The sequence below is a fragment of the Agarivorans sp. OAG1 genome, from assembly GCF_037076485.1.
GTDB classification, from domain to species: domain Bacteria; phylum Pseudomonadota; class Gammaproteobacteria; order Enterobacterales; family Celerinatantimonadaceae; genus Agarivorans; species Agarivorans albus.
This window is the reverse complement of record NZ_AP028990.1, coordinates 2910879-2937374: the sequence shown is the minus strand read 5'-3', so window position 1 is coordinate 2937374 and position 26496 is coordinate 2910879. Positions and strand designations below refer to the sequence as shown.

At 44.5% G+C, this 26496-nt stretch carries 23 protein-coding genes; 15 read left to right on the top strand and 8 right to left on the bottom strand.

What is annotated here, in order from left to right; genetic code table 11:
• The first annotated feature begins 7 nt into the window (after nucleotides 1-7).
• The 6 genes from OAG1_RS13405 (at nucleotide 8) to OAG1_RS13380 (ending at nucleotide 6109) form a co-directional block, all read left to right on the top strand.
• The gene (locus OAG1_RS13405; protein WP_016400671.1) at nucleotides 8-712 is read left to right on the top strand and encodes a phytanoyl-CoA dioxygenase family protein; all 705 of its coding nucleotides are present in this window, start codon (nucleotides 8-10) and stop codon (nucleotides 710-712) included.
• Between the two features lie 112 nt (nucleotides 713-824).
• Complete coding sequence (locus tag OAG1_RS13400; protein ID WP_016400670.1) at nucleotides 825-1832, top strand: LacI family DNA-binding transcriptional regulator; 1008 nt, start codon at nucleotides 825-827, stop codon at nucleotides 1830-1832.
• A gap of 59 nt (nucleotides 1833-1891) precedes the next feature.
• Nucleotides 1892-3133, top strand: coding sequence for an extracellular solute-binding protein (locus OAG1_RS13395; RefSeq protein WP_338621650.1), 1242 nt, complete (start codon nucleotides 1892-1894; stop codon nucleotides 3131-3133).
• A 69-nt stretch (nucleotides 3134-3202) separates the two neighbouring features.
• Nucleotides 3203-4219, top strand: coding sequence for a sugar ABC transporter permease (locus OAG1_RS13390; protein WP_338621649.1), 1017 nt, complete (start codon nucleotides 3203-3205; stop codon nucleotides 4217-4219).
• A complete protein-coding gene (locus OAG1_RS13385) occupies nucleotides 4216-5115 on the top strand; it encodes a carbohydrate ABC transporter permease (RefSeq protein ID WP_338621648.1) in 900 nt (299 codons plus the stop codon). The genes OAG1_RS13390 and OAG1_RS13385 overlap by 4 nt, the downstream gene beginning before the upstream one ends.
• Before the next feature lie 7 nt (nucleotides 5116-5122).
• Nucleotides 5123-6109, top strand: a complete 987-nt coding sequence (locus OAG1_RS13380; protein WP_338621647.1) for a Gfo/Idh/MocA family oxidoreductase — start codon at nucleotides 5123-5125, stop codon at nucleotides 6107-6109.
• A gap of 44 nt (nucleotides 6110-6153) precedes the next feature.
• Here the strand turns inward: OAG1_RS13380 and OAG1_RS13375 are convergent, their stop codons facing one another.
• Nucleotides 6154-6660: a prepilin-type N-terminal cleavage/methylation domain-containing protein gene (locus OAG1_RS13375; RefSeq protein ID WP_016400665.1), complete on the bottom strand. Its 507-nt coding sequence runs from the start codon at nucleotides 6658-6660 to the stop codon at nucleotides 6154-6156.
• A 397-nt stretch (nucleotides 6661-7057) separates the two neighbouring features.
• Here OAG1_RS13375 and tig point away from each other — a divergent pair, with 397 nt between their 5' ends.
• The 3 genes from tig to clpX all read left to right on the top strand — a co-directional run bounded on the left by tig (nucleotide 7058) and on the right by clpX (nucleotide 10466).
• Complete coding sequence (tig, locus tag OAG1_RS13370; protein WP_016400664.1) at nucleotides 7058-8359, top strand: trigger factor; 1302 nt, start codon at nucleotides 7058-7060, stop codon at nucleotides 8357-8359.
• Nucleotides 8360-8448: 89 nt separating this feature from the next.
• The gene (clpP, locus tag OAG1_RS13365; protein ID WP_016400663.1) at nucleotides 8449-9072 is read left to right on the top strand and encodes an ATP-dependent Clp endopeptidase proteolytic subunit ClpP; all 624 of its coding nucleotides are present in this window, start codon (nucleotides 8449-8451) and stop codon (nucleotides 9070-9072) included.
• Nucleotides 9073-9185: 113 nt separating this feature from the next.
• Entirely contained in the window at nucleotides 9186-10466 is a 1281-nt protein-coding gene (clpX, locus tag OAG1_RS13360; RefSeq protein WP_016400662.1) for an ATP-dependent protease ATP-binding subunit ClpX, read from the top strand.
• Nucleotides 10467-10515: 49 nt separating this feature from the next.
• On the opposite strand, the gene OAG1_RS13355 is transcribed toward clpX, so the two are convergent.
• The 7 genes from OAG1_RS13355 to OAG1_RS13325 are packed head-to-tail and all read right to left on the bottom strand — an operon-like array spanning nucleotide 10516 to nucleotide 16908.
• Nucleotides 10516-11121, bottom strand: a complete 606-nt coding sequence (locus tag OAG1_RS13355) for a DUF938 domain-containing protein (RefSeq protein WP_338621646.1) — start codon at nucleotides 11119-11121, stop codon at nucleotides 10516-10518.
• Nucleotides 11111-11476, bottom strand: coding sequence for a Na+/H+ antiporter subunit G (locus tag OAG1_RS13350; RefSeq protein WP_220718332.1), 366 nt, complete (start codon nucleotides 11474-11476; stop codon nucleotides 11111-11113). The genes OAG1_RS13355 and OAG1_RS13350 overlap by 11 nt, the downstream gene beginning before the upstream one ends.
• A 9-nt stretch (nucleotides 11477-11485) precedes the next feature.
• Complete coding sequence (locus OAG1_RS13345) at nucleotides 11486-11755, bottom strand: K+/H+ antiporter subunit F (RefSeq protein WP_016400659.1); 270 nt, start codon at nucleotides 11753-11755, stop codon at nucleotides 11486-11488.
• Entirely contained in the window at nucleotides 11749-12252 is a 504-nt protein-coding gene (locus tag OAG1_RS13340; RefSeq protein ID WP_338621645.1) for a Na+/H+ antiporter subunit E, read from the bottom strand. Before OAG1_RS13340 ends, OAG1_RS13345 begins: the two co-directional genes overlap by 7 nt.
• Nucleotides 12249-13760 carry a monovalent cation/H+ antiporter subunit D gene (locus OAG1_RS13335; protein WP_338621644.1) on the bottom strand — a complete coding sequence of 504 codons (1512 nt, stop codon included), beginning with the start codon at nucleotides 13758-13760 and terminating at the stop codon, nucleotides 12249-12251. Before OAG1_RS13335 ends, OAG1_RS13340 begins: the two co-directional genes overlap by 4 nt.
• Complete coding sequence (locus tag OAG1_RS13330) at nucleotides 13760-14113, bottom strand: Na+/H+ antiporter subunit C (RefSeq protein WP_016400656.1); 354 nt, start codon at nucleotides 14111-14113, stop codon at nucleotides 13760-13762. The genes OAG1_RS13335 and OAG1_RS13330 overlap by 1 nt, the downstream gene beginning before the upstream one ends.
• Nucleotides 14113-16908 (bottom strand): monovalent cation/H+ antiporter subunit A, encoded by a 2796-nt coding sequence (locus tag OAG1_RS13325; protein WP_338621643.1) that lies wholly within the window; start codon nucleotides 16906-16908, stop codon nucleotides 14113-14115. Before OAG1_RS13325 ends, OAG1_RS13330 begins: the two co-directional genes overlap by 1 nt.
• Before the next feature lie 193 nt (nucleotides 16909-17101).
• On the opposite strand from OAG1_RS13325, the gene OAG1_RS13320 reads away from it, so the two are divergent.
• The 6 genes from OAG1_RS13320 to OAG1_RS13295 all read left to right on the top strand — a co-directional run bounded on the left by OAG1_RS13320 (nucleotide 17102) and on the right by OAG1_RS13295 (nucleotide 26479).
• Nucleotides 17102-17518, top strand: a complete 417-nt coding sequence (locus tag OAG1_RS13320; protein WP_338621642.1) for a DUF5329 family protein — start codon at nucleotides 17102-17104, stop codon at nucleotides 17516-17518.
• Complete coding sequence (locus OAG1_RS13315; protein WP_338621641.1) at nucleotides 17515-18420, top strand: AraC family transcriptional regulator; 906 nt, start codon at nucleotides 17515-17517, stop codon at nucleotides 18418-18420. The genes OAG1_RS13320 and OAG1_RS13315 overlap by 4 nt, the downstream gene beginning before the upstream one ends.
• A gap of 179 nt (nucleotides 18421-18599) precedes the next feature.
• A complete protein-coding gene (locus tag OAG1_RS13310; protein ID WP_338621640.1) occupies nucleotides 18600-19727 on the top strand; it encodes an S-(hydroxymethyl)glutathione dehydrogenase/class III alcohol dehydrogenase in 1128 nt (375 codons plus the stop codon).
• A gap of 17 nt (nucleotides 19728-19744) precedes the next feature.
• Nucleotides 19745-20584, top strand: a complete 840-nt coding sequence (gene fghA, locus OAG1_RS13305; protein ID WP_338626429.1) for an S-formylglutathione hydrolase — start codon at nucleotides 19745-19747, stop codon at nucleotides 20582-20584.
• A gap of 495 nt (nucleotides 20585-21079) precedes the next feature.
• Nucleotides 21080-22243 carry a glycoside hydrolase family 5 protein gene (locus OAG1_RS13300; RefSeq protein WP_338621639.1) on the top strand — a complete coding sequence of 388 codons (1164 nt, stop codon included), beginning with the start codon at nucleotides 21080-21082 and terminating at the stop codon, nucleotides 22241-22243.
• Nucleotides 22244-22420: 177 nt separating this feature from the next.
• Nucleotides 22421-26479 (top strand): AsmA family protein, encoded by a 4059-nt coding sequence (locus OAG1_RS13295; protein ID WP_338621638.1) that lies wholly within the window; start codon nucleotides 22421-22423, stop codon nucleotides 26477-26479.
• Nucleotides 26480-26496 lie beyond the last annotated feature (17 nt).

Sequence of the window (26496 nt, the reverse complement as noted above, 5' to 3'; positions counted from 1 at the left end):
AGAAGAAATGGATCTTAAGGCACTTAGTGATCAGTTCTGGCGAGATGGCTACTTACTTATTGAAGACTTCTTTTCAATGCAGCTAATGGACCAAATGACCAATGCTATAAATGAGCACTATGGTGTAGATCCAGAATTTTGGCACACCAATGAATTTTTAGATCGTGCCAAAACCGAAGTGATTCCTTGGTTTCCGCAAAATGAAGGTTGCTTGTTGTTTAACGAGGTTGATCAGCACCCTTACTTCAAAGCACTTTCAAAAGCCGTGCTAGGCGAAGACAGCCAAACACTTTACTGCATGGTGATGTTTTCTAAACAAGGTACGGTAGGGCAGGCTTGGCATCAAGACTGCGACCCCGATGACCCTAAGCGTTTCAATATTAATCGCCTCATCTACACCTCGGACATTCGCCAAGACATAGGTGGTGAGGTGGTGGTTGTACCTCGCTCTCATCTGCGTGGCGAAATCCCGATTGGAGACCCAGAGGGTGAGTTACCAGGGCAATTAGTGCTGCGCCCCAAAAAAGGCAGCCTGATTTTCTTACATGGCCATACTTGGCACCGAGTACTGCCCATCCATGGTGGAAACCGTATATCGACTAATTATCGCGCAGTTCCTAAAGGCACGCCTTTAGATATTACTGACATTTGTGTCTACCGGAATATGCGTTACCACTTTGGCAGCAACAAAGTGGTAGAAGAGCGACAGTGATAGCGTTAACATTTTTCACGACAAAACCCATAGAAATTGGTTCTGCAATTGCTAGTGACTGAAAATAAAGGTCTTATTAGAGCTAGCTGTGAAACCGCTTACGGAGAGCGTTGTGAATAACAAGAAAGTTACCATTAAAGATGTAGCCGCGAGGGCGAAGGTATCTCGTGCGTCAGTATCACGGGTATTAAACGATTACCCAGGCGTGAAACCAGAGTTGCGAGAGCGAGTTAATCAAGCCATGGATGAGTTGGGTTTTGCGCCCAACTATTTCTCTCAAGCCTTGGCAAAAGGGCGTTCGCAAAGTGTTGGTTTAATGGTTCGCTCTTTAGGCGGTTTCTTTTTTGGCAGCATCATGTGCGAGGTAGAAGAAGTTCTCACCAAAGCTGGTTATCAATGCATGGTAACTAGCGGGCATGGCACTTATGAGTCTGAGCGTGCAGCCATGGAATTTATGGTCTCGCGCCAATGTGACGCGATTATTGTGTATTCCGATTGTTTATCGGACGAAGAAATTATCAAGATTAACCAAGCAGGAAGCCCAGTAGTATTGATTTCCCGCTTTATTGAAGAATTGGACAGCCAGTGTATACGCTTCGACGACACCAGTGGAGCTTACCAGGCTACCAAGCACCTGATTGCTAACGGGCATAGTGATATTGCCACCATCACCGGACCTTTAAGTAATCAAGACGCGAGAGATAGGTTAACCGGTTACCGCAAGGCTTTAGAGGAATTCGCAATTCCTTATCGTCCTGAGTTGGTATTGGAATCTAACTTTCAAGTCCCTGGCGGAAAGCTAGCAACTGAAAAGTTGTTAGCGGCTAAACATCACTTTAGCGCCGTCTTTTATGGTAACGACGAAATGGCGATTGGCGGTATTCAAGCGCTTAATCATGCTGGGTTGTCGGTACCAGAAGATGTCTCAGTGATTGGTTTTGAGGATGTGCCACTGAATGAATTCCTTAAACCCAAAATGAGCTCAATGAGGATACCTGTTGCAAGCATTGGTAATTTGGCCGCTAAACGCGCGTTAAGTTTGATTGCACAGGAAGAACTGGATTTAGCCCTTGAGGTTGATGTTCAACTGATGGAGCGCGAATCCGTTAAAACAATCTAGTTGTTCACTCCTACTGTGCAAATTAAGCAGTTTGAGTGACGCCCATAAGGATTTGAATAATGGAACTCAAAAAGCTTAGTTTAGCGCTAGTTATAGCAGGCACAGCCGTGGCGGCACAGGCAGAAACAACCATTCGTTATGATTGTTGGCCAAACCACGATAAAACCGCCGTAGAAAAGATTGACGATTTTTACAAAGCCAACCCTGGCATTAAAGTTGAAGTACTGTCTAACAACTGGGTTGACCACCACAACAAACTGACCACGGCTCTAGCTACCGGCGATGGTGCTGGCGACGTGGTATGTATCGATGTAGAAAAGATTGGCGCCATTGTTAACCAAGGCGGTTTTGCCAACATGAGCAAAGCTTTTAACGCTGATCAGGATGAAAACAAATTTGCTCCATTTGCATGGGCACAAGGTAAAGGCGCTGATGGCGAGCAATATGCACTGCCGCTAAACGTTGGCCCAGGTGTTATGTACTACCGCCGTGAGCACATGCAAGATAAAGGCTTCAACCCTGAAGCCGTGACTAAAGATTGGGATGCATTAATGGCTTGGGGCGAAGAGCTAAAAGCTAAAGGTGTTCCGTTAGTGGGTCATGCTGGCTCTATCGCTCAAGCAATCATCAATACCGAAGTAGAAGCGGGTAATAGTATTTACTTCGATAAAGACGATAACCCAATTGTAACTAACGAACGTTTTGTTAAAGCCTTTACTTACGCCAAAATGGCGCGTGAAAAAGGCCTTGATGCGCGTATTGGTGACTGGAGTTCTGAGTGGTTTGAAGGCTTGAAAAACGCCAATTTCGCTATTCAATTTTCGGGAGCTTGGTTAGCGGGTTTCCTAGAATCTTGGATTGCGCCTGATACAGGCGGTAAGTGGGGCGTAAGTGGTTTACCTGCGGGTAACTATGGTTCTTGGGGTGGGACATTCCTTGCGATCCCTGAGCAAAGCAAGAATAAAGAAGAAGCCTACAAATTAGTTGAATACTTAACTAAAAACCGCGACATCGTGTTGTACGAATTTAAAACCAATGCTGCTTTCCCTGCATTAAAAAGTTCTTACGACGCGCCAATGTTCCAAGAAGAAATGCCTTTCTTAGGTGGCCAAAAAGCTCGCCTATTGTGGACAGAAATTGCTGAAAACATTAAGCCAATTAAACCTTCTAAAGCCGATAACATCGCACGCGCGATTATTTTAGAGCAAGCGTTACCAGCGGTAGTAGAAGAAGGCAAAGATGTGAAAGAAGCCTTGGCTGATGCCGAGAAGCAAATAAAACGCCGCATGCGTAGTTTGTAAGCTTCACCGTCTCTTTCTAATTACTGGGCGACTGTCGTCGCTCAGTTCACCACAATATGAGTAAGTAACATGAGCAGTTCTCACGCATCCGCACCTCTTTCCGAGGTAGAGGGCGATAAGAAGGCTAAGTCTGCACGCAAACGTTCGTTTGCCAAGTTAGGCCAAGTGTTCGCCCCTTACGGTTTTTTAATGCCGTTCATCATTCTATTCTTGGTTTTTCAGGTTTTTGGTTTCGCCTTTTCTTTGTATTTGTCGTTTCACCAATGGAACCCGGTTGCTGGATTAGATTCAATGCGCTTTGTCGGCATCGAAAACTACACTTTTTCTTTAGAAGACGAAGACTTTTACCGTTCTCTATATAACACCATTTGGCTGGGATTAGCCTCTGGGATAAGCCAACACTTAGTGGCAATTCCAATGGCTTATTTGCTGGTGAACCTTGGCAGCAAGTTTCGCCACTTTATGACCTCAGCCTTCTTTTTACCGTTTATCACCTCTACCGTTGCGGTGAGCCTGATTTTTGTAAACCTGTACTCTGCAAATGTAGGGATTATTAACAAGGCTTTGGTAGCACTAGCTAATGCGCCTGGTTTGGGGTACATCTTTGGCTGGTTAAACGACTTAATGCCCTTGCGCTGGCTAGAAGATCGTTTGTTGATTAAACCTGCCATTGCCTTTTTACAATTTTGGAAATACACCGGTTTTCACTTAGTAATCTATATTTCCGGCATATTGACTATCTCAAAGGAAGTGGAAGAAGCAGCTTTGCTAGATGGTGCAAACTTCCGCCAACGTTTCTGGTATATCGCCTTGCCTCATTTACGCCCATTTATCTTCTTTGGGGTCACTTTAACCATTATCGGTAGCCTACAAATGTTCGAAGAACCGTTCATTCTAACTAACGGTACCGGTGGTATTGGTAACTCTGGCTTAACGATTTCTATGTTCCTCTATAAAGTCGCTTGGGAATGGCTAGACATGGGCTGGGCATCGGCAATGTCGTGGTTACTGTTTTTAATCATTGCAGCGGTAACGGCGGTGCAGTTCTTATTCTTTGGCCGCAAAGGATTAGGGAGCCATTCATGAATATATTCGCAAATTCTACTCTGCCTCGTCGTCGTAGACAGCAAACCAAGGGCGGAGAATTAGCCGCCCAAATTTTTGGGGTAGTGGGCACTATTGGTTTTTATGTCTTTTTAGTGTTGTGTGCTTTTTTAAGTATATTCCCGTTTATATGGTCGAGCATTTTATCTACTCGTACCCGAACTGAGATTTTTTCCTCAGAGCTTAGCTTGGCGCTAGGCAATGCACTGTTTGAGAACTATCAGTCTTTGGTTGATACCTTGCCGTTCTGGACTTCAATGCTGAATAGCTTATATGTCACTGGCTTGGGGACGGTGGTGTCTATCTTGTTTTGCTCTATGGGCGGTTATGCCTTTGCAATCTACAAGTTTAGAGGGAAGAATTTTATATTTGGAACCATGGTAGCCTCCATGATGGTACCGCCTATCTTAGGTTTGATTCCTTACTACATGATTGTGCAGTTTTTGGGTTTATTAAATACTCACGTTGCCTTGTGGTTGCCGTTTACCGCTACCCCTTTTGCGATATTTTTGGTGCGTCAATATGTGGTGAGCTCAATCCCTCGAGAGTTGATTGAATCCGCACGAATTGATGGAGCGGGCGAGTGGTCAATTTATTTTCGCATTGCATTACCGCTGATGAAACCAGTATTGGGAACCGTTGCCATTGTGCAATTTGTTTTCTTCTGGAATAACTTCCTAGGACCTTTGGTGATTTTGTCTAGCCAAGATAAGTATGTGGTAACACTTGCTCTGCGAACCGTTCAAGGTTTGCCAAATACTCCATGGGGCGCGGTGATGTTGGGAACTACCATTTCCATTTTGCCGATTGTGACCTTTTACTTGTTTGCCTCTAGGCAAATGATTTCTGGGCTCACCAGTGGTGCGGTAAAAGGTTAAATCAACAATGCAAAGAAAAACCTTTAACTGGGGCATTATTGCTCCAGGCCGTATTGCTCGGCGTTTTGCCGAGGGCTTAAGCGCCATTGAAGACGCCAAACTGTATGCAGTGGCAAGCTCTAATGAGCAGCGTGGCAAAGCCTTTGCTAAAGATTTTGGCGCCGCTACTAGCTATTTACGATACGACGAATTACTCGCCGACCCAAAGGTTGATGCAGTATATATTGCCAACCCCCATCGTTTTCATTACGAAACGATTCGGGCTTGTATTCTAGCGGGTAAGCCAGTGCTGTGTGAAAAGCCCTTAACGGTGAATGCCGCGCAAGCTGAACAACTTATGGCGTTGGCCGAACAGCACCAAGTGTTTTTAATGGAAGCTATGTGGAGCCGTTATTTGCCTGTATGGCAGCAGGTAAAGCGTTGGCTAAATCAAAACATGATTGGTGACATTAAGTTGCTGCAATCTAGCTTTGCGTTTCCCATTCCAAGAGATGAAAGTGATCGCTTACTTAATATAGATTTAGCGGGCGGGGTGCTACTTGATTACGGAGTGTATAACGTTGCTTTATCGCAGTTTGTGATGGGCAGACACCCTAGTAAGGTTTTAGCCGATGGCCTGGTTGGCCCTACAGGTGTTGACGAGCGTTGTAGCGTTATTCTTAACTATGGTGGTGCAGTTAGCCAATTCACCTGTTCTTTCCAAAGTTATACCGAAAACAGTTTTTGCATTTACGGTGATAAAGGCAAAATTGTGGTACCAGCGTATTTTTGGGATAGCAACAAAGTAGAGCTTCATTTATTCGACAAGCGCCCAGAGCTATTAGAGCTGCCGTACTTAGCCAGCGGTTTCGAATATCAATCAAGTGAAGCGATGAGTTGCATTCGTCAGGGGAAGTTGCAAAGCCAGTTAAATACTTGGCAAGACACCCTAGGCACCCAGCGAGTAATGGATGAGATTCTGGCTCAAGTAGGCGTTAGTTACCCATTTCTTTAGTCGGTCGTTAATGCATTTAGCAAAAGCCCCGTCTTAGGGGCTTTTTAGCAACCGTCGTCAACTAGCTCGTACTGCGGAGGCGTAGTTGCGTTACTGGCTTGGGTATATTGAAAATAGCAGTTGTCGTCAGTGACTTGGCCATTACCGTTTCTGTCGTAGCCCAGATAAGTGAAAGCAATGCCTTGCTCTTGTAAAACAAAAACATCATCAATGTCGATGCGTTTAGTAATGTCGGTATTATCAAGGTATCGCCATTTTAGTCTTACGTCAGGACTATCGGGGTTAAATACATCAAAAGTGCCATCTCCATCCATGTCTACGTCGATTAAGTCATCGCGATTAGGCACCTGTTGCGACACATAACTTGGCATGTAGGATTTAAGGGTGAGGAGGTCGTTGGCGGCTTTTACACTAACGCTGATTTGTTCAATGGTTTTTATTCGGGCATCACTGGATAGATTTAGTAGCTTAGGTGCAGCAGTAACCGCAAGAATACCGATCACGATAATCACTACAACCAGTTCTATTAAGGTAAAGCCTTGGTTTTTCATTAATCCCTAAACATTTTTACCGCATCCGTTTTCGGCGAAGTATAAAAGTTTGCTTATCGCTTGCCTAGCTTTGTAGAGTCATTGGTCTAATTTTGTGCGGGTGCGCTAATTATAAGCAAGCGTTATATCAACAAAGACCTGTTTTTTGAGCGGGAGCTTTGAGCTTAATGTAGTGAAAATCGCCAAACAGGTATGCGTAGCAGCAAATATTTACGCGATATCTGCGATTATCTAGCAATCAGTCTCGACCTTGGCGAAAACCATGGCTATAATGCGGCGTTTTGAAATTATGGGTCCTTAACTAAGGACAGCTAGTTCGCCAATGCGAACCGCTAAATTCCCATTGTTTACGTAAGTAAATTGTCAGCAGGGTGCTGACTATAGCCGAGGTAATAAAATGCAGGTTTCAGTAGAAACAACTCAGGGCTTGGAGCGTCGTGTTACGATTTCGATTGACGCTACGCAAATCGAACAGCAAATTGAGCAAGCGCTTAAGCAAGAATCACGTCGCGCTCGCATCGACGGTTTCCGCCCTGGTAAAGTGCCAGTAAGCGTAATCAAGAAACGTTACGGTGCAGCTATTCGCCACGATGTAACTGGTCAAGCAATGCAGCGTTCATTCTACGAAGCTATCATGCAAGAGAAGCTAAACCCAGCAGGTGCTCCAGCACTTCAGCCTGGTGATACTAAAGATGGCGAGTTCAGCTTTAGCGCTACTTTCGAAATCTTCCCAGAAGTAGAAGTTGCTGGTCTAGACGCAATCGAAGTAGAAAAGAAAACTGCTACCGTTAACGACAAAGACGTTGACAACATGATCGACACGTTGCGCAAGCAGCAAGCTACTTGGAAAGAAACCAAGGGCATGATCAAAAACGAATTCCGCGTAAACCTAGACTTCTTAGGTAAAATCGACGGTGAAGAATTTGAAGGCGGCAAAGCTGAAGGTTTCGACCTAGCTATGGGCGCTGGCCGTATGATTCCTGGTTTTGAAGACGGCATCATGGGTAAGAAAACTGGCGAAGAGTTCACTATTGAAGTTAACTTCCCAGAAGATTACCACGCAGAAAACCTAAAAGGTAAAGCTGCAACTTTTGATATCAAAATCAACAAAGTTGAAAAGCCTGAACTAGCTGAAGTTAACGAAGAATTCGTTAAATTGTTCGGTGTAGAGTCTGGTGAACTAGACGCACTTAAAGCTGAAATCCGTAAGAACATGGAACGTGAACTTGAGCAAACGCTAAAAGCGGGTGTTAAAGAGCAAGTTTTAGCTGGTCTTATCGAGCAAAACGAAATTGACGTACCAGCTGCTCTAGTTTCTCAAGAAGTTGAGCAACTTCGTAAGCAAGCAATGCAACGTTTTGGCGAAAACGCACAAAATGCTCCAGAGCTTCCAGATGAGCTATTCACTGAGCAAGCGCAGCGTCGCGTTCGCACCGGTCTTCTATTAGGTGAGTTAATCAAAGTTAACGAACTAGAAGCTGATGATGAGAAAGTTAAAGAGCACATTGCTTCTTTCGCTTCTGCTTACGAAGATCCAACTGAAGTTCTTGACTACTACGCGAAAAACGAAGAGTTGATGAACAACGTTCGTAACGTAGTTTTAGAAGAGCAAGCGATTGAATTTGTGCTTGGTAAAGCAAAAGTGACTGAAAAAGAAGTAGCTTTTGATGAAATTATGAACAAGCAAGGTGCAAACTAAGGTCTAATTTGACTTAGCCACCTTTATCTCGCATATAATGGCTCGTATGTACTACATACGAGCCATTTTTTTTAAGGAAGAGCGCATCAATGTCTAAAGAAGTTAATCAGTCTGCATTCGACCCCATGGCGGCTTTGGTGCCAATGGTTATTGAGCAAACCTCTAAAGGGGAACGCTCTTATGATATTTACTCTCGTCTATTAAAAGACCGAGTTATTTTCTTAACTGGTCAAGTGGAAGACCACATGGCCAACCTAGTGGTTGCTCAGTTGTTATTTTTAGAATCTGAGAACCCAGAGAAAGACATCTTCATTTACATTAACTCGCCAGGTGGCTCAATTAGTGCTGGTATGGCGATTTACGACACCATGCAGTTTATTAAGCCTAAAATTAGTACCGTGTGTATGGGTATGGCAGCAAGCATGGGCGCATTTTTATTGGCTGGTGGCGCTAAAGGCAAACGTTATTGTTTACCAAACGCCAAAGTGATGATTCACCAGCCACTAGGCGGTTATCAAGGTCAAGCATCTGACATTGAAATCCACGCCAACGAAATTATTAAAACAAAACGTCGCATGAACGAGTTGTTGGCCGAGCATACTGGCCAAAGTTTTGATACTATCGCTGCAGACACTGATCGCGATAACTATATGACAGCTGAACAGGCTAAAGAATACGGTATCGTCGATGATATCTTTGCGCGTCGTGAATAATTAGTTCCAATTCACGGTCTGTACAGATAGAGCATAGAGAAAATAGCATTCTTCGCGGTTTGATTTACACTGTAGATAAAAGCGTAGAATGCTACATAGTTTGAGGTTAGCGAATGACAGATAAGCGCAAGGGTGATGGAGATAGCAGTAAGCTGTTGTATTGCTCCTTCTGCGGTAAAAGCCAGCATGAAGTGAGAAAGCTGATTGCCGGTCCCTCCGTCTATATTTGTGACGAATGTGTTGAGTTATGTAACGACATCATTCGAGAAGAAATAAAAGAAATATCGCCAAATAAAAAAGAAGGCAACGCCTTACCGGTTCCTAAGGAAATTAGAGAACACCTTGATGACTACGTAATTGGTCAAGATCACGCCAAGAAAGTATTAGCAGTAGCGGTTTATAACCACTACAAGCGCCTTCGTAACGGTGATGTGGCTGATGGCATTGAGCTTGGTAAGAGTAATATCCTTCTTATTGGCCCAACTGGTAGTGGTAAAACGCTACTGGCGGAAACGCTTGCTCGTTTACTCGATGTACCGTTTACCATGGCTGATGCTACCACCTTAACCGAAGCAGGTTATGTGGGTGAAGATGTTGAAAACATCATCCAGAAGTTACTGCAGAAATGTGATTACGACGTTGATAAAGCGCAACGCGGTATTGTTTACATTGATGAAATTGACAAAATTTCTCGTAAATCAGATAACCCGTCAATTACTCGTGATGTTTCTGGTGAAGGTGTACAGCAAGCCTTACTTAAGTTAATTGAAGGTACTGTAGCTTCTGTTCCTCCTCAAGGCGGACGTAAGCATCCTCAGCAAGAGTTTTTACAGGTTGATACCTCTAAAATCCTATTCATCTGTGGTGGTGCATTTGCTGGCTTAGATAAGGTTATCGAGCAACGAGCTTCTACCGGAACCGGTATTGGTTTCGGGGCTGAAGTGAAGGGCGAAGCAGATAAAAACTCGCTAAGCGAAACCTTCTCTAAAGTTGAGCCAGAAGATCTAGTTAAGTACGGTCTTATTCCTGAGTTTATTGGCCGTTTGCCTGTAGTGGCTACGCTAACTGAGCTTGATGAAGACGCATTAATCCAGATTTTAAGCGAACCTAAAAATGCCCTTACTAAACAGTACGGTGCTTTGTTCAAGCTTGAAGATGTTGAGCTAGAGTTCCGCGAAGATGCACTTCGTGCTATCGCTCACAAAGCGATGGAGCGTAAAACCGGTGCTCGTGGCTTGCGTTCAATTGTAGAAGCAGTATTGCTTAATACAATGTACGACTTACCATCGATTGATAATATTTCAAAAGTAGTTATCGACCAAACGGTGATTCAAGGTGAGAGTGACCCAATCTTGATTTACACCAATGAAGATAAAGCTGCTAGCGCAGAGTAAACTGTGCGAGTATAAAAAAAGCCAGTCTTATGACTGGCTTTTTTGTTAGTTAGGCTTTTTGCCAAACTAACAATAGGTTGTTAGCTGGCATAGCTATTGTTTCTTTGAGATGTAAATCATGTTTGGCTGCCCAAGACTGCAATTGCTCAATGTCTCGAAGGCCTCCGTAGCCTTGAGCTTGCAGCATCAAATCGAACTCGCGATTACTCTCGCTACTGTATTGGCCAGCTTGCTTAAACGGACCGTAGTGAAACAGTTGTCCTTTAGATGGTAAATTGTCACCGATGTTCGAATACATTAGCTCTACGAGCTCTTTAGGCATTATGTGTGCGGTATTGGCGGTATATACTGTGTCGCAATCACATGGCCATAGATCTGTACCTACTTGATAGTTAAGCGGCGGCGGTTGCTCACTGAGTATCATGTACTCTTGCCAATATCTAATGGCTGGGTCATTGGTTTGTTGGTCTGAGGTCTGCCAACGAAGTTGAGGTAGGGCTTTAGCAAAAAAAGCAGCGTGTTGTCCGGTGCCTGAACCAATCTCAAGTAGGCACCGCGATGATGTTAGCCTTGGGGCAAGCTGCTCTAAGATTGCCTGTTTGTTATTATCGGCGGCGCGGTTAAAAAACGCCGCCGGATGTTGATTACTCGTCATTCGGGTTTTGATGCAAATAAGCTTTGTTGGTTAAGTGTTGCTTATGAGTGTTGTCCTTAAGCTTCACTTTGTAGTGCAAACCGGCTTTAGCTAGCATGTGCGCTGCAATAGGCGCAGTAATTAGCAAAAACATGGTAATCAGTATTTCTTTTAAATTAACCCTGCCTAACTCAAAGCTAAAATAAACCATTGAGGCAATTAAAATGCAGCCGACACCCAATGTGCTCGCCTTGGTAGGGGCGTGCAAGCGGGTGAAAAAATCTGGCAACTTGGCTAAACCAACTGAGCCAATCAACATAACTACTGCGCCAAGTACAAGCAGAATACTTACAACAATTTCTAATAAACTGGTCATCTGCTAATCCTATTCGATGATGTCGCCGCGAAGTAAGTATTTACAAAATGCAGCAGTACTAACAAAGCCCAATAGGGCAATTAGCAATGCACTTTCGTAGTAACTTACCGAGCCTTGGTACAAGCCTAACAATATAATTAAGGCGATGCTGTTGATATACATAGTGTCTACCGCAACAATGCGATCAGGTGCGGTAGGCCCAATAATTAAGCGCCAAGCATTAAGCGCTAAGGCTATACAAATTAAGCCGCTGGCAAAGAGAGTGGCATAAGCTAACATTTGAAAATCTCCTTCAGTGGGGCTTCATAGCGCTGTTTAATTTGTGTAATTAGCGCTTGCTCATCCTCTAGGTGAAGCACGTGTACATACAGCCATTGTTTGTCGTCAGATAACTCGACACTGCAGGTTCCTGGGGTTAACGACACACTGCTTGTAAAAATGGTTAATGGCAAAGGTTCGCTAAAAGAGATGGGCACTGCGATAAACGCAGGGTTAAGTTTTTTGTTACTTTGTAAAACTCTTTTCGCAACATCAAAGTTCGAAACTACAATATCGATAATTAGACGAAAAGTGTAAGAGATTACTTTAAGTGGGTTTTTAGCAACCGGTTCTTTTTCACTTAGAGGCGCAACGATCCAAGGGATTACAATAGCGAAGATTGCACCTAGTACCATATGTCCGCGGCTAAACTCATGTAAGATTTGCCACACTAACCACAACAGTAAGCTGTGGTAAGGGGTTGGAAACCAAACAAATTTCTTTTGAGTTTTAATCATTTGGCTACCTCGTTAAGATGTTGCAGGCTTAAACCTGCATTGAGTTGCTCTGCGGCAAGCTGAGCGTAATCGGTTAATGGACCACCAAAGACCACCATTAAAGGTAGTAAGCCCACTAAAATAGCGATGGCTAAATATTGAATAGGGTGCCCTTGTAAGGCAGTGGTGTTTTCGCCACTGGTACGCCAAAACAAAGAGGTTCCGGCGCGAGATAAGGCAATTAGCGAAATCAAACCTGCACCTAAAATTAAAGACCATATCCACGCCATTTGATTGGTATCGGTTACCGATTGCAAGATAAGGGCTTTGCCAACAAAACCAGACAACGGTGGCATGCCGATGAGACCAATTGCAAGCAGCGCAAATACAAAGCCTAATTTAGCTGATTGAGGCATCGCTCTTGCTGTTACAAAGCGGTCTTCTGCTTTTCCTCGCTGTTGCTGAATGAGTCCCGCCAGCAAAAACATCGCAGCACAAGCGATGGTACTGTGTACTAAGTAATAAATACCGGCAGTGCTAGCTTGTACGCTATTTAGGCTAATTGTAACCAACAAAGTACCAACCGAAACTATCACCAAGTTGCTACATAATACTCTTAGGCTTTGGCTCGCTAATACTGATATCGCGCCAATGGCGATGGTCAATAAGGCAATTGGCCAAAGCCACGGAAGTGCGATATTGGCCAGCTCACCCGCTTGTTCACCAAACATTACTCCGTGGATCCGCCAAATACTGTAGATACCAACTTTGGTCATAATGGCAAATAGCGCGGCTACTGGGGTGCTGGTGCTTGAGTATGCTTTAGGCAACCAAAAGTGCAGCGGAAGCATTGCTGCTTTCAAGCCAAACACGGCAAGTAACAGTAATGCACCAGACTTAGTAATTAGCTGTTCACTGTGTGACAGTTGCGGAATTTTGTCAGCCATATCGGCAAAGTTGAGGGTACCTAAGGTGCCGTATAAGGTGCCTAGGGCAAACAAGAATAACGATGAGCCAATTAAGTTTAAAAATACATAATGGATGTTGGCCTGAATTTTTTGTTTACCGCCTCCGTGGATCATCAAGGAGTAGGAAGCAATCAGTAATACCTCAAAAAATACAAACAGGTTGAACGCATCGCCAGTTAGAAAGGCGCCGTTAATGCCCATTAGTTGGAACATAATTAATGGATGAAAAAATGCTCCATTTTTATCTTCACCGGCACTGGCATACAAAATGACAGTTAGGCCTAATACGGCGCTCAAGGCAATCATTAATGCAGAAAAGGCATCAGCCACTAATACAATACCAAAGGGCGCCGACCAATCACCTAAGGCATACATTTGAATACCTTGATTTTGCACTTTTAAAAGTAAGGCTATTGCCACAACAACCATTAATAAATTGGCTGCAATCGTGAAAATACGTTGCTTACTTAACGATGCGCTTAGGCTTGGAAATAGCAAAATCACGCCCACAAAAAACGGGATTAGAACGGGGAAAACAACTAAATGATCAAACAAACTCATTAGGCTTTATCCTCCCGCGCTAAACGGTCTATAGGTTCTTCTCCATCAACATGGTCATTACCCAAATCGGCACGTCCGCGCATGGCCAAAATAACGGCAAAAGCGGTCATTGCAAATCCAATAACAATCGCTGTTAGTACTAAAGCTTGAGGGAGTGGGTCGGCGTAATTGTCTCCGCCATTTAGCACCGCTGGCGCGCCAATGGTTAACCCGCCACTGGCAAACAAAAATAAATTAACAGCGTAAGACAACAAGGTTAATCCTATAACAAGGGTAAAAGTGTGGCCACGTAGCATTAAAAAGATGCCACAAGCGGTCATAAAGCCGACACACACTGAGTAGACTACTTCCATTATCTTTCTCCTACGGTGAGTCGTTCTTTGGTAGTGAGTTTGCCTAGATTAGCCAAAATCAATAAGGTTGCGCCGATTACCGTTAAGTACACGCCTAAATCAAATACCAAGGCGCTGGTAAGCTCAAACTTGCCTATCCAAGGTAGTGAGAAGTAATCAAACCAAGAGGTTAAGAATGGGCGACCAAAGGCCCAGCTACCTAAACCGGTGATTGCTGCGGTGACTAAACCAATGGCAATAAAGTAGTGGTAACTAACGCTTACCCGCTTGCTCATCCAATCTACGCCGTGAGCCAAATACTGCTGAATTAGTGCAATCGAGGTAATTAAGCCTGCAATAAAGCCACCACCGGGTAAGTTATGTCCTCGCATGAAAATGTAAGCCGATACCAATAGGAATAAGGGCAGTAAGCTTTGTGATACTACCGACAGCAGAATTGGGTATTTGTCTTTAGCCCATAAGCGGCCATCGTGATCTTTAGTACGCATCGATAAACGCATTCTTGCGATCAGCTTATAAATACCTAGTGCCGCAATACCCAAAACGGTAATTTCGCCAAAGGTATCAAAACCACGGAAATCAACCAGAATAACGTTAACCACATTGGTACCACCGCCGCCAGTTTTAGCATTAGCAATAAAGAAATCTGAAATGCTATCTAGCGGATGAGTCAGTAAGGCAAAACAAATACTGCCAACGATACAACCAATTGCCGAAGCTACCGCTAAGTCACGAACAAAGTGGCTGGGGCGGCTTTTGCTGGTAGGAGTATGTTGAGGGAAAAAGTACAAAGCTAACAACAGCAGGATTACCGTTACTACTTCTACAGATAACTGCGTTAAGGCTAAATCTGGCGCAGAGAAGTAGGCGAAGGTAATAGATACCACCAAACCCACTAGCGATAGCATCAGCAATGCTATCATCCGGTAGTGGCTCCAGATAATGGTAGCGAGTGAGCCTGCAATTAACAGTATCGCAGCAATCACAACTGCGCCATTAAGCGGCGTGTTTGGCAAGCTTCCTTGAGTTGTCTCTAAATCCAGTAGCGGTGGTGCCGTTAGGGCTAGTGCAAAAAAGCACAGCCAAAATGCGTAGCGCTGTAACGATCCAGACTCTAAATAACCATTCACTTTTTGCGCCCATACTACGCAGCGTTGAATGGCGCCTTCAAATATCAGCTTGGCATCTAGTGCGGGGAATAAGCCTTCAAACCTAAACAATGGTTTGCGATTTAAATAAATGGCTAATCCGCCAGCAATAGCGAGACCGCTCATCAGCAATGGAATGTTAAAGCCGTGCCAAAGAGCTAAACTAAATTCGGGTAAGGGGTGGTTCAGTACTGCCAGCGAGGCACTGTCTAACAAAGGGCCAATGGTGAAATTAGGGAAGATTCCAACAATCAAACATAGGGCTACCAAGATTTCGACGGGCACTCGCATGTAGCGCGGCGGCTCGTGCGGTGTTTTGGTTAAACCTTTCGGTTCCCCGTTGAAAAATACATCGTGAATAAAGCGTAATGAATAGGCTACTGCAAACGCACCACCAATGGTGGCAAGAACAGGAATAAGCCAAGATAGTGAGCCTAAAATGCTTTGGTCGAGAGTTTCGGCAAAAAACATTTCTTTGGAAAGAAAACCATTTAACAGCGGCACACCGGCCATCGAGGCTGAGGCCACCATCGCCAGCGTGGCGGTGATTGGCATGTACTTCCATAAACCATTAAGTTTGCGCATATCACGCGAACCGGACTCATGGTCAATAATGCCAGCTGCCATAAATAGTGAAGCTTTAAAAATGGCGTGGTTAATAATATGAAATACTGCTGCAATTGCCGCCAGTTGGGTATTTAAGCCAAGCAGCAATACAATTAAACCCAAGTGACTAATGGTTGAATAAGCCAGTAAGCCTTTTAAATCGTGCTTAAATAGTGCTGTGTAAGCACCCAATAACAACGTAAACAAGCCAGTAAGAGAAACCACCGCAAACCAGGTTTCGGTTCCTGCTAGCACTGGGTAAAAACGTGCTAATAGGAAGATACCCGCTTTAACCATGGTAGCAGAGTGTAAATAAGCACTTACCGGTGTAGGGGCTGCCATGGCATGTGGTAGCCAAAAGTGGAACGGAAACTGTGCTGATTTAGTGAACGCGCCTAATAGAAACAAGGCCAAAATGGCAAAGTAATAAGGGTGTTGCTGCACTAATTCGCCGCTGTTTAATACCACATCAAGTTCGTAGCTACCGACAACTTGGCCCAGTAACACAATGCCACCTAACAGGGCTAAGCCGCCAGCGCCAGTAATGGTAAGCGCCATGCGAGCGCCTTTTCTTGCGTCACTGCTATGAGACCAAAAACTAATAAGCAGGAAGGAGCTGATACTGGTTAACTCCCAGAAAAACCAAAGCTGCAACATGTTATTCGACATCACAATGCCTAGCATTGCTGTCATAAACATAATTAGGTAGCAATAAAAGCGGCCCATGTGGTCTTTTTCGCTCAAGTAGTAGCGAGCATACAAAATGACCAACAAGCCTATGCCCAAAATCAGTAAGCTGAACAGCACTGACAAGCCATCAAGGCGAAAAGAGAGGTTAAGCCCTAGCTGTGGGATCCAAGCGATACTTTGGGTGAAAAATTGGCCCCCCAATACCGCAGGCATGTCGAACAAAATCAAGGCCAGTGCAAGCGCAGGTAGCAAGGCGGTGGCCAGTGCACAAGTACTTCGGCTGAATTTGTTGGTTAGCAAAGGAACAATAATTCCTAGCATGGGTAAAAACGGTACCCAGAAATAGTGCATTTAACGCAGCTCCATCAGCTAATTGTTTGGTATTTATGAAAAATCATAGTCATTATTCGAATGAATATCCACGCTTAGTTTACACTACTTGGCTAAAGTTACTCAGCGATTAACAACAGTTATTTTGTTTCTTGAGCTTAAGGGAAATGAGTCATAGACTAGGCGCAAACCCCTACAATAAAAGGTGTTTTTGATGGTGCTATTTAAACGCGGTGTTAGTTTACTGTTGTTAAGTTTGTGCATGTTTAGTCAGTTTGCCTTAGCTGAAACAGCAAGCGACTCAAATTGGTTACAACAGCAGCAACGAATTGAAGTCCTTTTACAAGCCATTGAACAAGCCGATCTCACTTTTGTTCGCAATGGATCTGAACACAATCCTCAGCAAGCAGGCGAACATTTAAGAATGAAGCTAAAGCGCGCGCAAAACAGTTGGTTTGCGCCAGATAAAGAGAGCTGGACCGCCGAAATGTTCATCGACAAGCTTGCTAGCAAGTCTTCTTTGAGTGGCAAACCTTATCAAATCCGGTTTGCCAATGGCGAGCAAGTGGACTCATCTATTTGGCTTTATCAACAGCTCGCCCTATATGATCAGCAGCAGGGAGCACAATGAGTAAAACTAATTATCACCGTAAGTTTGTACCGGTGATTCGTTACTTAGAAAAAAACTACGATAAAAACCTTAATTTGAATGAAGTGGCGGAGATGGCCCATTTATCTCCTTACTATTTTCACCGTGTGTTTAAGGCGGTAACGGGAGAGACTCCCGCCGATTTCATTCGCCGCTTAAAACTTGAGAAAGCCGCCACCCAGCTATTTTTTCATAAAGAAGCGGTCACCAAAGTGGCTTTAGATTTTGGTTTTTCTAGCTCGCAAGCCTTAGCTAAGGCTTTTCGAGGCTACTTTGCACTAAGCCCTAGCGAAGTTAAAAATTGTGAAAGCATGGAGCATTACACTCAATTGCTAAGAGACAGCAAGATTGGACACCTGTTACGCAACAATGGACACGCTTTAGCAAACGGCACGCAATATGATGACTCTGCAAATCAAACAAGGAGTGAAATCATGAAAACTGAACATTTTGAAGAAAAGAACTTGGCTTATATTCGGGTAACTGGGCCTTATGGCGAAGGTTACGATGTTGCCAGTGAACGCCTTTATGGCTGGGCGGGACCAATGGGTTTAGCTGAGGGTGAGAGTATTTTTATTTATCACGATAACCCAGAGTTAACTCCAGCTGATAAATGCCGTACCGACGTTTGCTTGGCTATACCTGCAGGGGTTACTCCACCTGCAGGCATCGAGTTGCAAACCTTACCTGCGGGGAGTTATGCCAACTTGCGTAAATTGGTAACGGATAAATCGCAATATGCGCTCTACTGGCAGCAGCTGATGACCCAAGTGGTAGACGCAGAGTTAACGGTTGATAACCGCCCATGTTTCGAGCTTTACCATAGCTACGATTTAAAGACTCACCATGCCGATGTAAGTTTTTGCACCTCTATTAAGTTGTAAGTAGTTCAAGCAACTAAAGTTGCTTACCGTGTTTTTGAGTTCATTTTGTTTTGCAGCCCGTTCGGGCTGCCTTTTTTGTTCCCCAAAATAAAAAATGCTTATAAAGCTCAAGGCTATAGGCTCTGCTATGCTCTGGTAACTGCATGTTTAAATTGCTTATCTATTAGTGAAGGAATGTTATGGATACCAGTAACTTTATTAAATCTCGAGCCGCTATTGCTTGGGCACCCAATCAGCCGCTTTCTATCGAAACCGTAGATGTTATGCCACCAAAGAAAGGAGAAGTGCTGGTTAAAATTATTGCTACAGGGGTATGTCATACCGATGCTTACACCTTGTCGGGCGCCGATTCAGAGGGGGTATTCCCTTGTATTCTTGGCCATGAAGGTGGCGGCATCGTTGAGCAAGTGGGTGAGGGGGTTAACTCGGTTAAAGTGGGTGATCACGTGATTCCGCTTTATACCCCAGAATGTGGCGAGTGTAAGTTTTGCTTGTCGGGCAAAACCAATCTTTGCCAAAAAATTCGCTCAACTCAAGGGCAAGGTTTAATGCCAGACGGCACTACCCGCTTTTATAAAGACGGTAAACCCATCTTTCATTACATGGGCTGTTCTACATTTAGTGAATACACCGTGCTGCCAGAAATATCACTGGCCAAAATAAACCCAAGTGCCGACTTAAAAGAAGTCTGTTTGCTGGGCTGCGGCGTTACCACCGGCATGGGCGCGGTGACAAAAACAGCCAAGGTGCAAGCTGGAGATACGGTGGCAATATTTGGTTTAGGCGGCATTGGCTTATCAGCAGTGATTGGCGCAGAAATGGCTAAGGCTTCACGCATTCTAGCCATTGATATTAACGAATCTAAGTTCGACTTAGCCAAACAGCTTGGCGCTACTGACTGCATAAACCCACAAACCATCGATAAACCTATTCAAGATTACATCGTAGAACTTACCGATGGTGGTGTGGATTTTTCATTTGAATGTATTGGTAACGTAAACGTAATGCGCTCAGCCTTAGAGTGTTGCCATAAAGGTTGGGGTGAATCGGTCATTATTGGGGTTGCTGGTGCGGGCGAAGAGATAAGCACTAGGCCGTTTCAATTAGTTACCGGCAGGGTTTGGCGCGGTTCGGCATTTGGAGGAGTAAAAGGGCGCAGTGAGTTACCAGAATATGTAGAACGTTACATGGCAGGCGAGTTTAAACTTAGTGACTTTATTACCCATACCATGGCTTTAGAAAAAATTAATGAGGCATTTGATTTAATGCATCAAGGTAAGAGTATTCGCAGCGTAATTCACTATTAAGGTAGCGTGCAATGACGATTAAATTACTTGCCAGCAACAAAGTGTTTGGTGGTATCCATCAGCGTTATTCTCATCAATCAGAATCCACGCAATGTGAAATGACTTTTGCTGTGTATATGCCGCCGCAAGCTGCCGAGGATACACCGGTACCCTTGTTGTATTGGTTGTCTGGTTTAACCTGTAGCGACGAAAATTTCATGCAAAAAGCCGGAGCCTTTAAAGTAGCTGCCGAGCTAGGTATGGCGATTGTAGCCCCCGATACTAGCCCACGAGGTGAAGGCGTTGCTGATGACCCAGAAGGTGCTTACGATTTAGGCTTAGGTGCTGGCTTTTATGTTAATGCCAGCCAAGCGCCTTGGGCTAAACACTATCAAATGTATAGCTATATTTGTGAAGAGTTACCGGCATTGTTAGAGCAGCATTTTCCCATTACCCAACAGCGAGCTATTGCCGGGCACTCGATGGGCGGGCATGGCGCTTTGTCTATAGCCTTTAAAAATCCCCAGCGTTATTCGTCGGTTTCAGCATTTAGCCCAATCTGTCAGCCTACTAATTGCCCTTGGGGACAAAAGGCTTTTGCGGCTTATTTAGGTGATGACCAACTGCGTTGGCAAGAGCACGACAGTAGTTTGTTGATTAAACAATTAAAACCCGAGCAGCAATTGCCGCTGCTGATTGACCAAGGCAGCGATGACAATTTTCTTGCTGAGCAGCTCAAGCCCGAAACCCTTGTTGATGCCGCCAAGCAACTTGATTACCCAATAAACTTTAGAATGCAGCAAGGCTACGACCATAGCTATTTCTTCATAGCTAGCTTTATCGAAGATCATCTGCGCTTCCACTTTAAGTACTTTTAGTTAACTAGGGTCTGTTGATCTTTGCTGATGGTTTTTGCAGCAATTTATTAGCTATTTAGGCAAGGCAGTGAGTGTGCAGTTAAGTGGGCTTAATAATTACTCGCTAACGCTGAATAAATGGCTAAGAAATGCTGCCCAAAGGGTTCGGATAAGCGAGCTTTACTCTTTGTTAAGCACTTCTTGCTTAGCCCACTAGGCTTCTAAGTGCTCGCTGCGATTAAAGCCCGCTTTTCTCGAACAAAGTTTCAACACCAAAGATCAACAGACCCTAGCTACTATCTTTTACGCTAAACCCGCAACTAACACTGCGGGTTTGTTGTTTTTTCACATTCTTTGATGTTTTGTTTGAAACAAATTTGAGCATATTTTCATTGGTGCTTTATTAATGTGAGAACCTACAAATTCTGATTACTGAACAAAGCTTTAGCCTAGGTCAGCCCGGGCTAATCAGTTAGCCTGCTTAGTAGTAATAGGTAGTTGTTTAGAAGGTAAAGCATGGAAGTGATTAAGAAATGTCTTCAAGGTGGTGTGTTGCTCAGTAGTTGTATTCTACTTGCGGCATGTGGCGGCGGTAGCTCTGTGGGCGCGCCAAGCGATGCAGAAGTTGAACTGGATAGCGCCTACTATACCGACCTGTATGGTTGGAATGCCAGCGGCGGACTTAGCCAAACCCAACTTGGCCGAGGACTTAACTTAGGTAACTACCTAGAAGCGCCGAATGAAGGAGAGTGGACGGGTGGAAGACTGCTGGTTCAAGAAGATCTACAAATTATTGCTGACGCTGGTTTTAAAACAGTACGCATACCAGTGCGTTGGTCAAATCATGCTGGTGAAACAACACCTTATCAAATAGATGCAAGCTTCATGGCTCGGGTTAAGCAAGTGGTAGACTGGAGTTTAGCTGAGGATCTGCAAGTCGTGCTAAACGTTCATCACTACGAAGAAATGATGAACGACGGCGAGAACATGCAAGAAAACCATATACGTCGCTTAGTGGGGATCTGGCAACAAATCAGTGAAGAGTTCACGTTAAGTGAGTATGGCCAAGAGCAAGTAGTATTTGAGCTACTTAATGAGCCAAATGGCACCATTGATTACGATGATTGGAATGACATCATTGCTCGCCTAACTCAGTTGATTTGGACCACTATGGCCGATCAGCAAAACAATGGTAGTGAGCAGCGTACTATTATGATTGGTACCGCCAATTGGGGACATCCCGATGGCTTAACGCAATTGCAATTACCTAGCAGTGTTAATTCAGATAACACCATTATTACCGTTCACTATTACGAACCGTTCCACTTTACTCACCAAGGCGCTGATTGGGTATCGGGCTCTAACGATTGGATTGGCACACCATGGTTAGGTACTGCTTCAGACCAGCAACCTTTGATTGATTTGTTCGATAGGGTAACGGCTTGGAATGAACAAGCTGGGCGAGGCTTTGAGATCTTCATGGGAGAATATGGCGTGTATTCACTGCATTCTGATCCCGACCATCAACGTGCCTGGACAGCGTTTATTTCTCGCGAGGCAGAAAAGCGCAACATAAGCTGGGCCTACTGGGAGTACGCCTCTGGCTTTGGTGCTTACGATCCAGAAGCTGGCGCGTGGCGACCAGCGCTAATTGAAGGATTGATACCTACCTCGCTTTAAGCATTACCCTCAGGCGTTAGTCAGTCTTGGCTAGCGCTAAATATTTCTCTTCTAACTATTATCTTATTGCTAATCAAACACTATAGTTTGTTAGTAGGTTTACAATATCAACATTAAATTCAAGCTATTAGCCGGTGTGCTAGTGGCTTTTTCTGTTATTTAAACGTGACTGTAGTGATGAAAATGAAGCCCTGGCTAAAACGAAGCTTAATTGGTTTAACTGTATTGTTGCTTATTGTCCTGCTACCCATTGCAGCTTTAATGGTGGGTGTGAAGGTAGAGATTGGTGATAGCCGTCAATTGGTTACCAAGCTACTTAGCGAGCAACTGCAGCGAGATGTTCGTATTAACGGAAATATCCAACTAGAGCTGTCTTTTCGTCCAGCGATTACCGTAGAAGATATTCATATTGCCAATCCTAGCGGCTTTGGTGAACAAAGCTTTGCTCAAGTGCGCAAAACCAGTGCTCAGGTTCAAGTATTGCCATTACTAAGGCAGCATCTAGAGATCGAGCAAGTACTGCTAGATGGCTTTTATTTAGAGTTAATAAGAACCGAGGAAGGGGATAACAATTGGCAATTTGCTAGTTCTGCAACCGCGCCAAGCAATACAGCCTCTCATCCAGAGCTTAGCAAATCAGAGAGTAACAATGATTTCACTTGGCAAGGTATTAACTATAGCTTTGAAATCAAAGAGCAAATTTTAATTAGTGATGCCAGAATTAGCTACACAGACCAAGCTGCTGAAGCAGTGCTAAGCTGGCAGCTCGAAGAGCTAAAACTAACCTCCTTAGATAGCGAGACCTTGGCGATGACAGCCAAAGGCAGCATGCTAGATGAGCGTTACTCCTTAGATTCAACCTGGCAGTTAGAGCCCTTATTGCAGGGGCGAGCTGGCGACGTTCAACTGAATATGCAGGTGGCAGATGCTAGTTTGGGCCTATCGGGCCAGTTGGCGCCGCAAAAAGAAATAAACAGCTATTTGGAGCTGAAACTTGATTGGCAAAATGCCGATTCGATTGCCCGTTTGTTAGGTGCAAATTTATCGCATATTGCACCCATTAAATTAGCGACCCGTTTTGATGGTAAGCCTGGTAGCTATAGTTTATCGCCAATTTCGGCCACTTTAGGGAGTAGCCAATTTTCTGGTGAGTTAGCGCTTACCGGGCACCAGCCAGTCGCTATTAATGGCAACGTAGATATAAACCAAATTGATTTAGGCGTTTGGCTTCCCAGCGTTGAGCCTAATCAGTCTTCAGAAGAACCTTTAGTTGATACTCGCACACAGCCTAAGCCAAATAAGTCCGCTGTCGCGCAAGTTCAAGAAGCAGAAACACAAGCTGAAGCTTTACCGCTGTTGCAGATTATTCGTTACTGGTTAAATCAAGCAGATGCAGATTTGTCGTTAAGCATTGGTGAGATAATCGGGCTACCGCAAGAAATATCATCCATTAGCCTAGGTTTAAAAGTAGAAGGTGAACAGTTAAAAGCACCGCTGCGCGCAGTAGTCGACGACATTCGCTTTCGCGGTAACTTAAAAGCGAATGTGCAGGACGACCGCTTAACAACGTCAATGCGTTTGGTCGCGCAAAAATCTCCGCTAGATAAACTAGCCAGCCGCATTCCAATGTTGGCGGGAAGTACTGGAAGCATTGGCCGCTCGGTATTACGCATTAATGCGGCGGGTAGTGATGTTGCTGAGCTACTAGAAAGTAGCCAGTTTAACTACAAAATTGAAGACAGCCGTATGACCTTACCCGCTGGCACCAGTTTTGATATTGCCAGTGCTAACATGAGTGCCGGATTAGCGAGTGAAGTAGCCGTTAATCTTGATGGTGTGTTGCTAGATATTCCGGTTAGCGCGGTAATTCATACCAGCCCTCTAAGAGCCATGCTCAATCAACAAGCGTGGCAAGTGCGCATGCAGTTAGACTCGCCCGCAATAGAGCTAAACCTAAATGGAGAGCTACCTAGTGGCGTGTGGCAGCAGGGAGCAAGTCTGCAGTTAAATGCAGATTCGCCACGTATTGGTTTGCTCGCGCCATGGCTAGGCGTAGATAAAGAAGCGCAGGGGGTTTTTAAGCTCGATCTTGCATTGCAGGCAGCAAAAGGGCGCTCATCACTTAATATTAATCAGCTTCAATTAGCCGACAGCCAAGGCAAGTTACAAGCAAGTTGGGATAAAAGCAAAACTGAGCAAGGTTTAGTGAGCATTAGTTCCGATTGGCAACGCATTAACGTAGCCCAGTTAATGGCATTTATGCCTAGCGATTCTGCACTGCCAGGATTAAAAGAAGATAAAGCTGCTACCCAACCGGCTAGTGAAAAAAAGGCAATAGATATTAGTGTGCCTATCTTGCCGCAAGGTGTGGCTATTCATGATGCTGATCTTGATATTTCGGTAGCGCAACTTTTGTTAGGTGAACATCAATTTAATCGAATAGCACTGCAAGCTTCTGCGCGTGATGGCTGGTTGCAGCAAGCGCCATTTAGTGGCGAGTTTGCTCAAAGTAAAATAGCGGGGAACGCAGTATTAGATTTACGCGGTTCACCACTAAAACTAGATTTTACTATTGCTAGTGAGCAGCCAAATATCCCTCAATTGCTTAAACAACTCAATATTGCAGAACAAGCTAATTTAGCTTTGGAACGTGCAGAACTAGATTTGTCTTTAAAGGGCGACAATATAGCCCAGCTATTAGCGAGTACCACGCTCTCGGCTAAGCTGATTGGCGGCTATTGGGACTTAATTGATCCCAATACTCAAGCGAGCGCAAGAGTAGAGCTTAATCAAGGTAGCTTAACTGCTAGCCCGCAGCAGCCCTTGGCTTTGGCCCTAACAGGTCACTTAAAGCAGCTTCCGTTAAGTGTAGAGCTAAGCACTCTCAGTTTGGCCGAGTTTAGCCAACAACCTCGTGAGCTACCAATTCAGCTTAATTTAGATATAAACCAGGTTAATTTAGAGGCAGAGGCGACACTTCCACGTCCCGTTTCAAGCAATAACTTAAGCCTTGCTATGCGCTTAAAAAGCCCTAGTTTAAGTCAGTTAGACAGCTTGCATGGTATTCAACTGCCACCGTTTGGCCCGATAGAGCTTGCTGGTGAGTTGCAGATAAACGAGCAAGGCTACGCTATTAATAACATGCTATTAGCGGTAGCAAATAGCGAGCTCACAGGCTTAGCTAACTTAAGTACCGTAAACGTAAAACCCCAACTCGATATTGCGATTAGTGCCAATAATATTCAGTTAGATGATTTTAAAACGGGAGATTGGCAAGGGCTTGAGCAACGCACTGATTTACCAGCTGAACAAACGCAAAGTAATGCTGAGGAGAAAAATCAAGTTGATTCAAACGAAGTCGCTCAGCCTTTGTTGAGTCAAGCTGTGTTCCAGCGTTTAAACGCTAATTTTTCTTTAGATGTTGAGCGGGTTAAATCTGGTGAAGATTGGTTAGGCGAGGGCAAATTGCATTGGCAGTTACACGATGGCAGCTTACGTTTAGCGCCTCTATGGTTGGCCCTGCCAGGCGGTGAAATTAACCTTAGTGGCGAGTTAAGCGCTTTAGAAAATGGTTTTTATAGTCAGCTTAAGGCGGATATCGAAAATTTTGATTATGGCTTGTTGGCAAGGCGGATAAAACCCGATACCGAGATGCGTGGTAGTTTTAGTCTACATCTAGATGTAAACAGCGAGTTTGAACAGCTTGAGCAATGGTTAGAGAGTGCCAACGGTAAGGTAGGCTTTGCGGTTTGGCCTAAAGAATTTGAAGCCGGAATTATGGACTTATGGGCGGTAAGCCTGGCCAGTGCTGTGGTTCCCGAGCTAGATGATTCCGACAAATCGGTACTTAATTGTGTGGTTGCTGCCTTTGATAGTAACGATGGTGAACTAGTTCAAAATGTCTTGTTGGCAGACACTTCCCGCATGAGAGTGCTAGGTGAAACCGAAGTGGATTTTAAGCAACAACAAGTAAAAATGGTGTTGCGACCAAAAGCGAAACGCGCCCAAATCTTTGGTTTGTCTACACCGGTACAAGTTACTGGAAGTTTTGAAGATTTCAAAATAGGCATCGCAAGTGGTGGTTTAATTGGCACCACCATTCGCTTTGTAACCAGCCCGGTTGTTTCACCTTTGCGCTGGATAGTGGAAGCGCCGCTGGATGCAGATGGCAGTGAGCTTTGCCGTCAAGCTTGGCAGCAAGCCAAACAGGTGAATACCGATACGCAAGCGGATTAGTTTGGCAGGCTCACTAC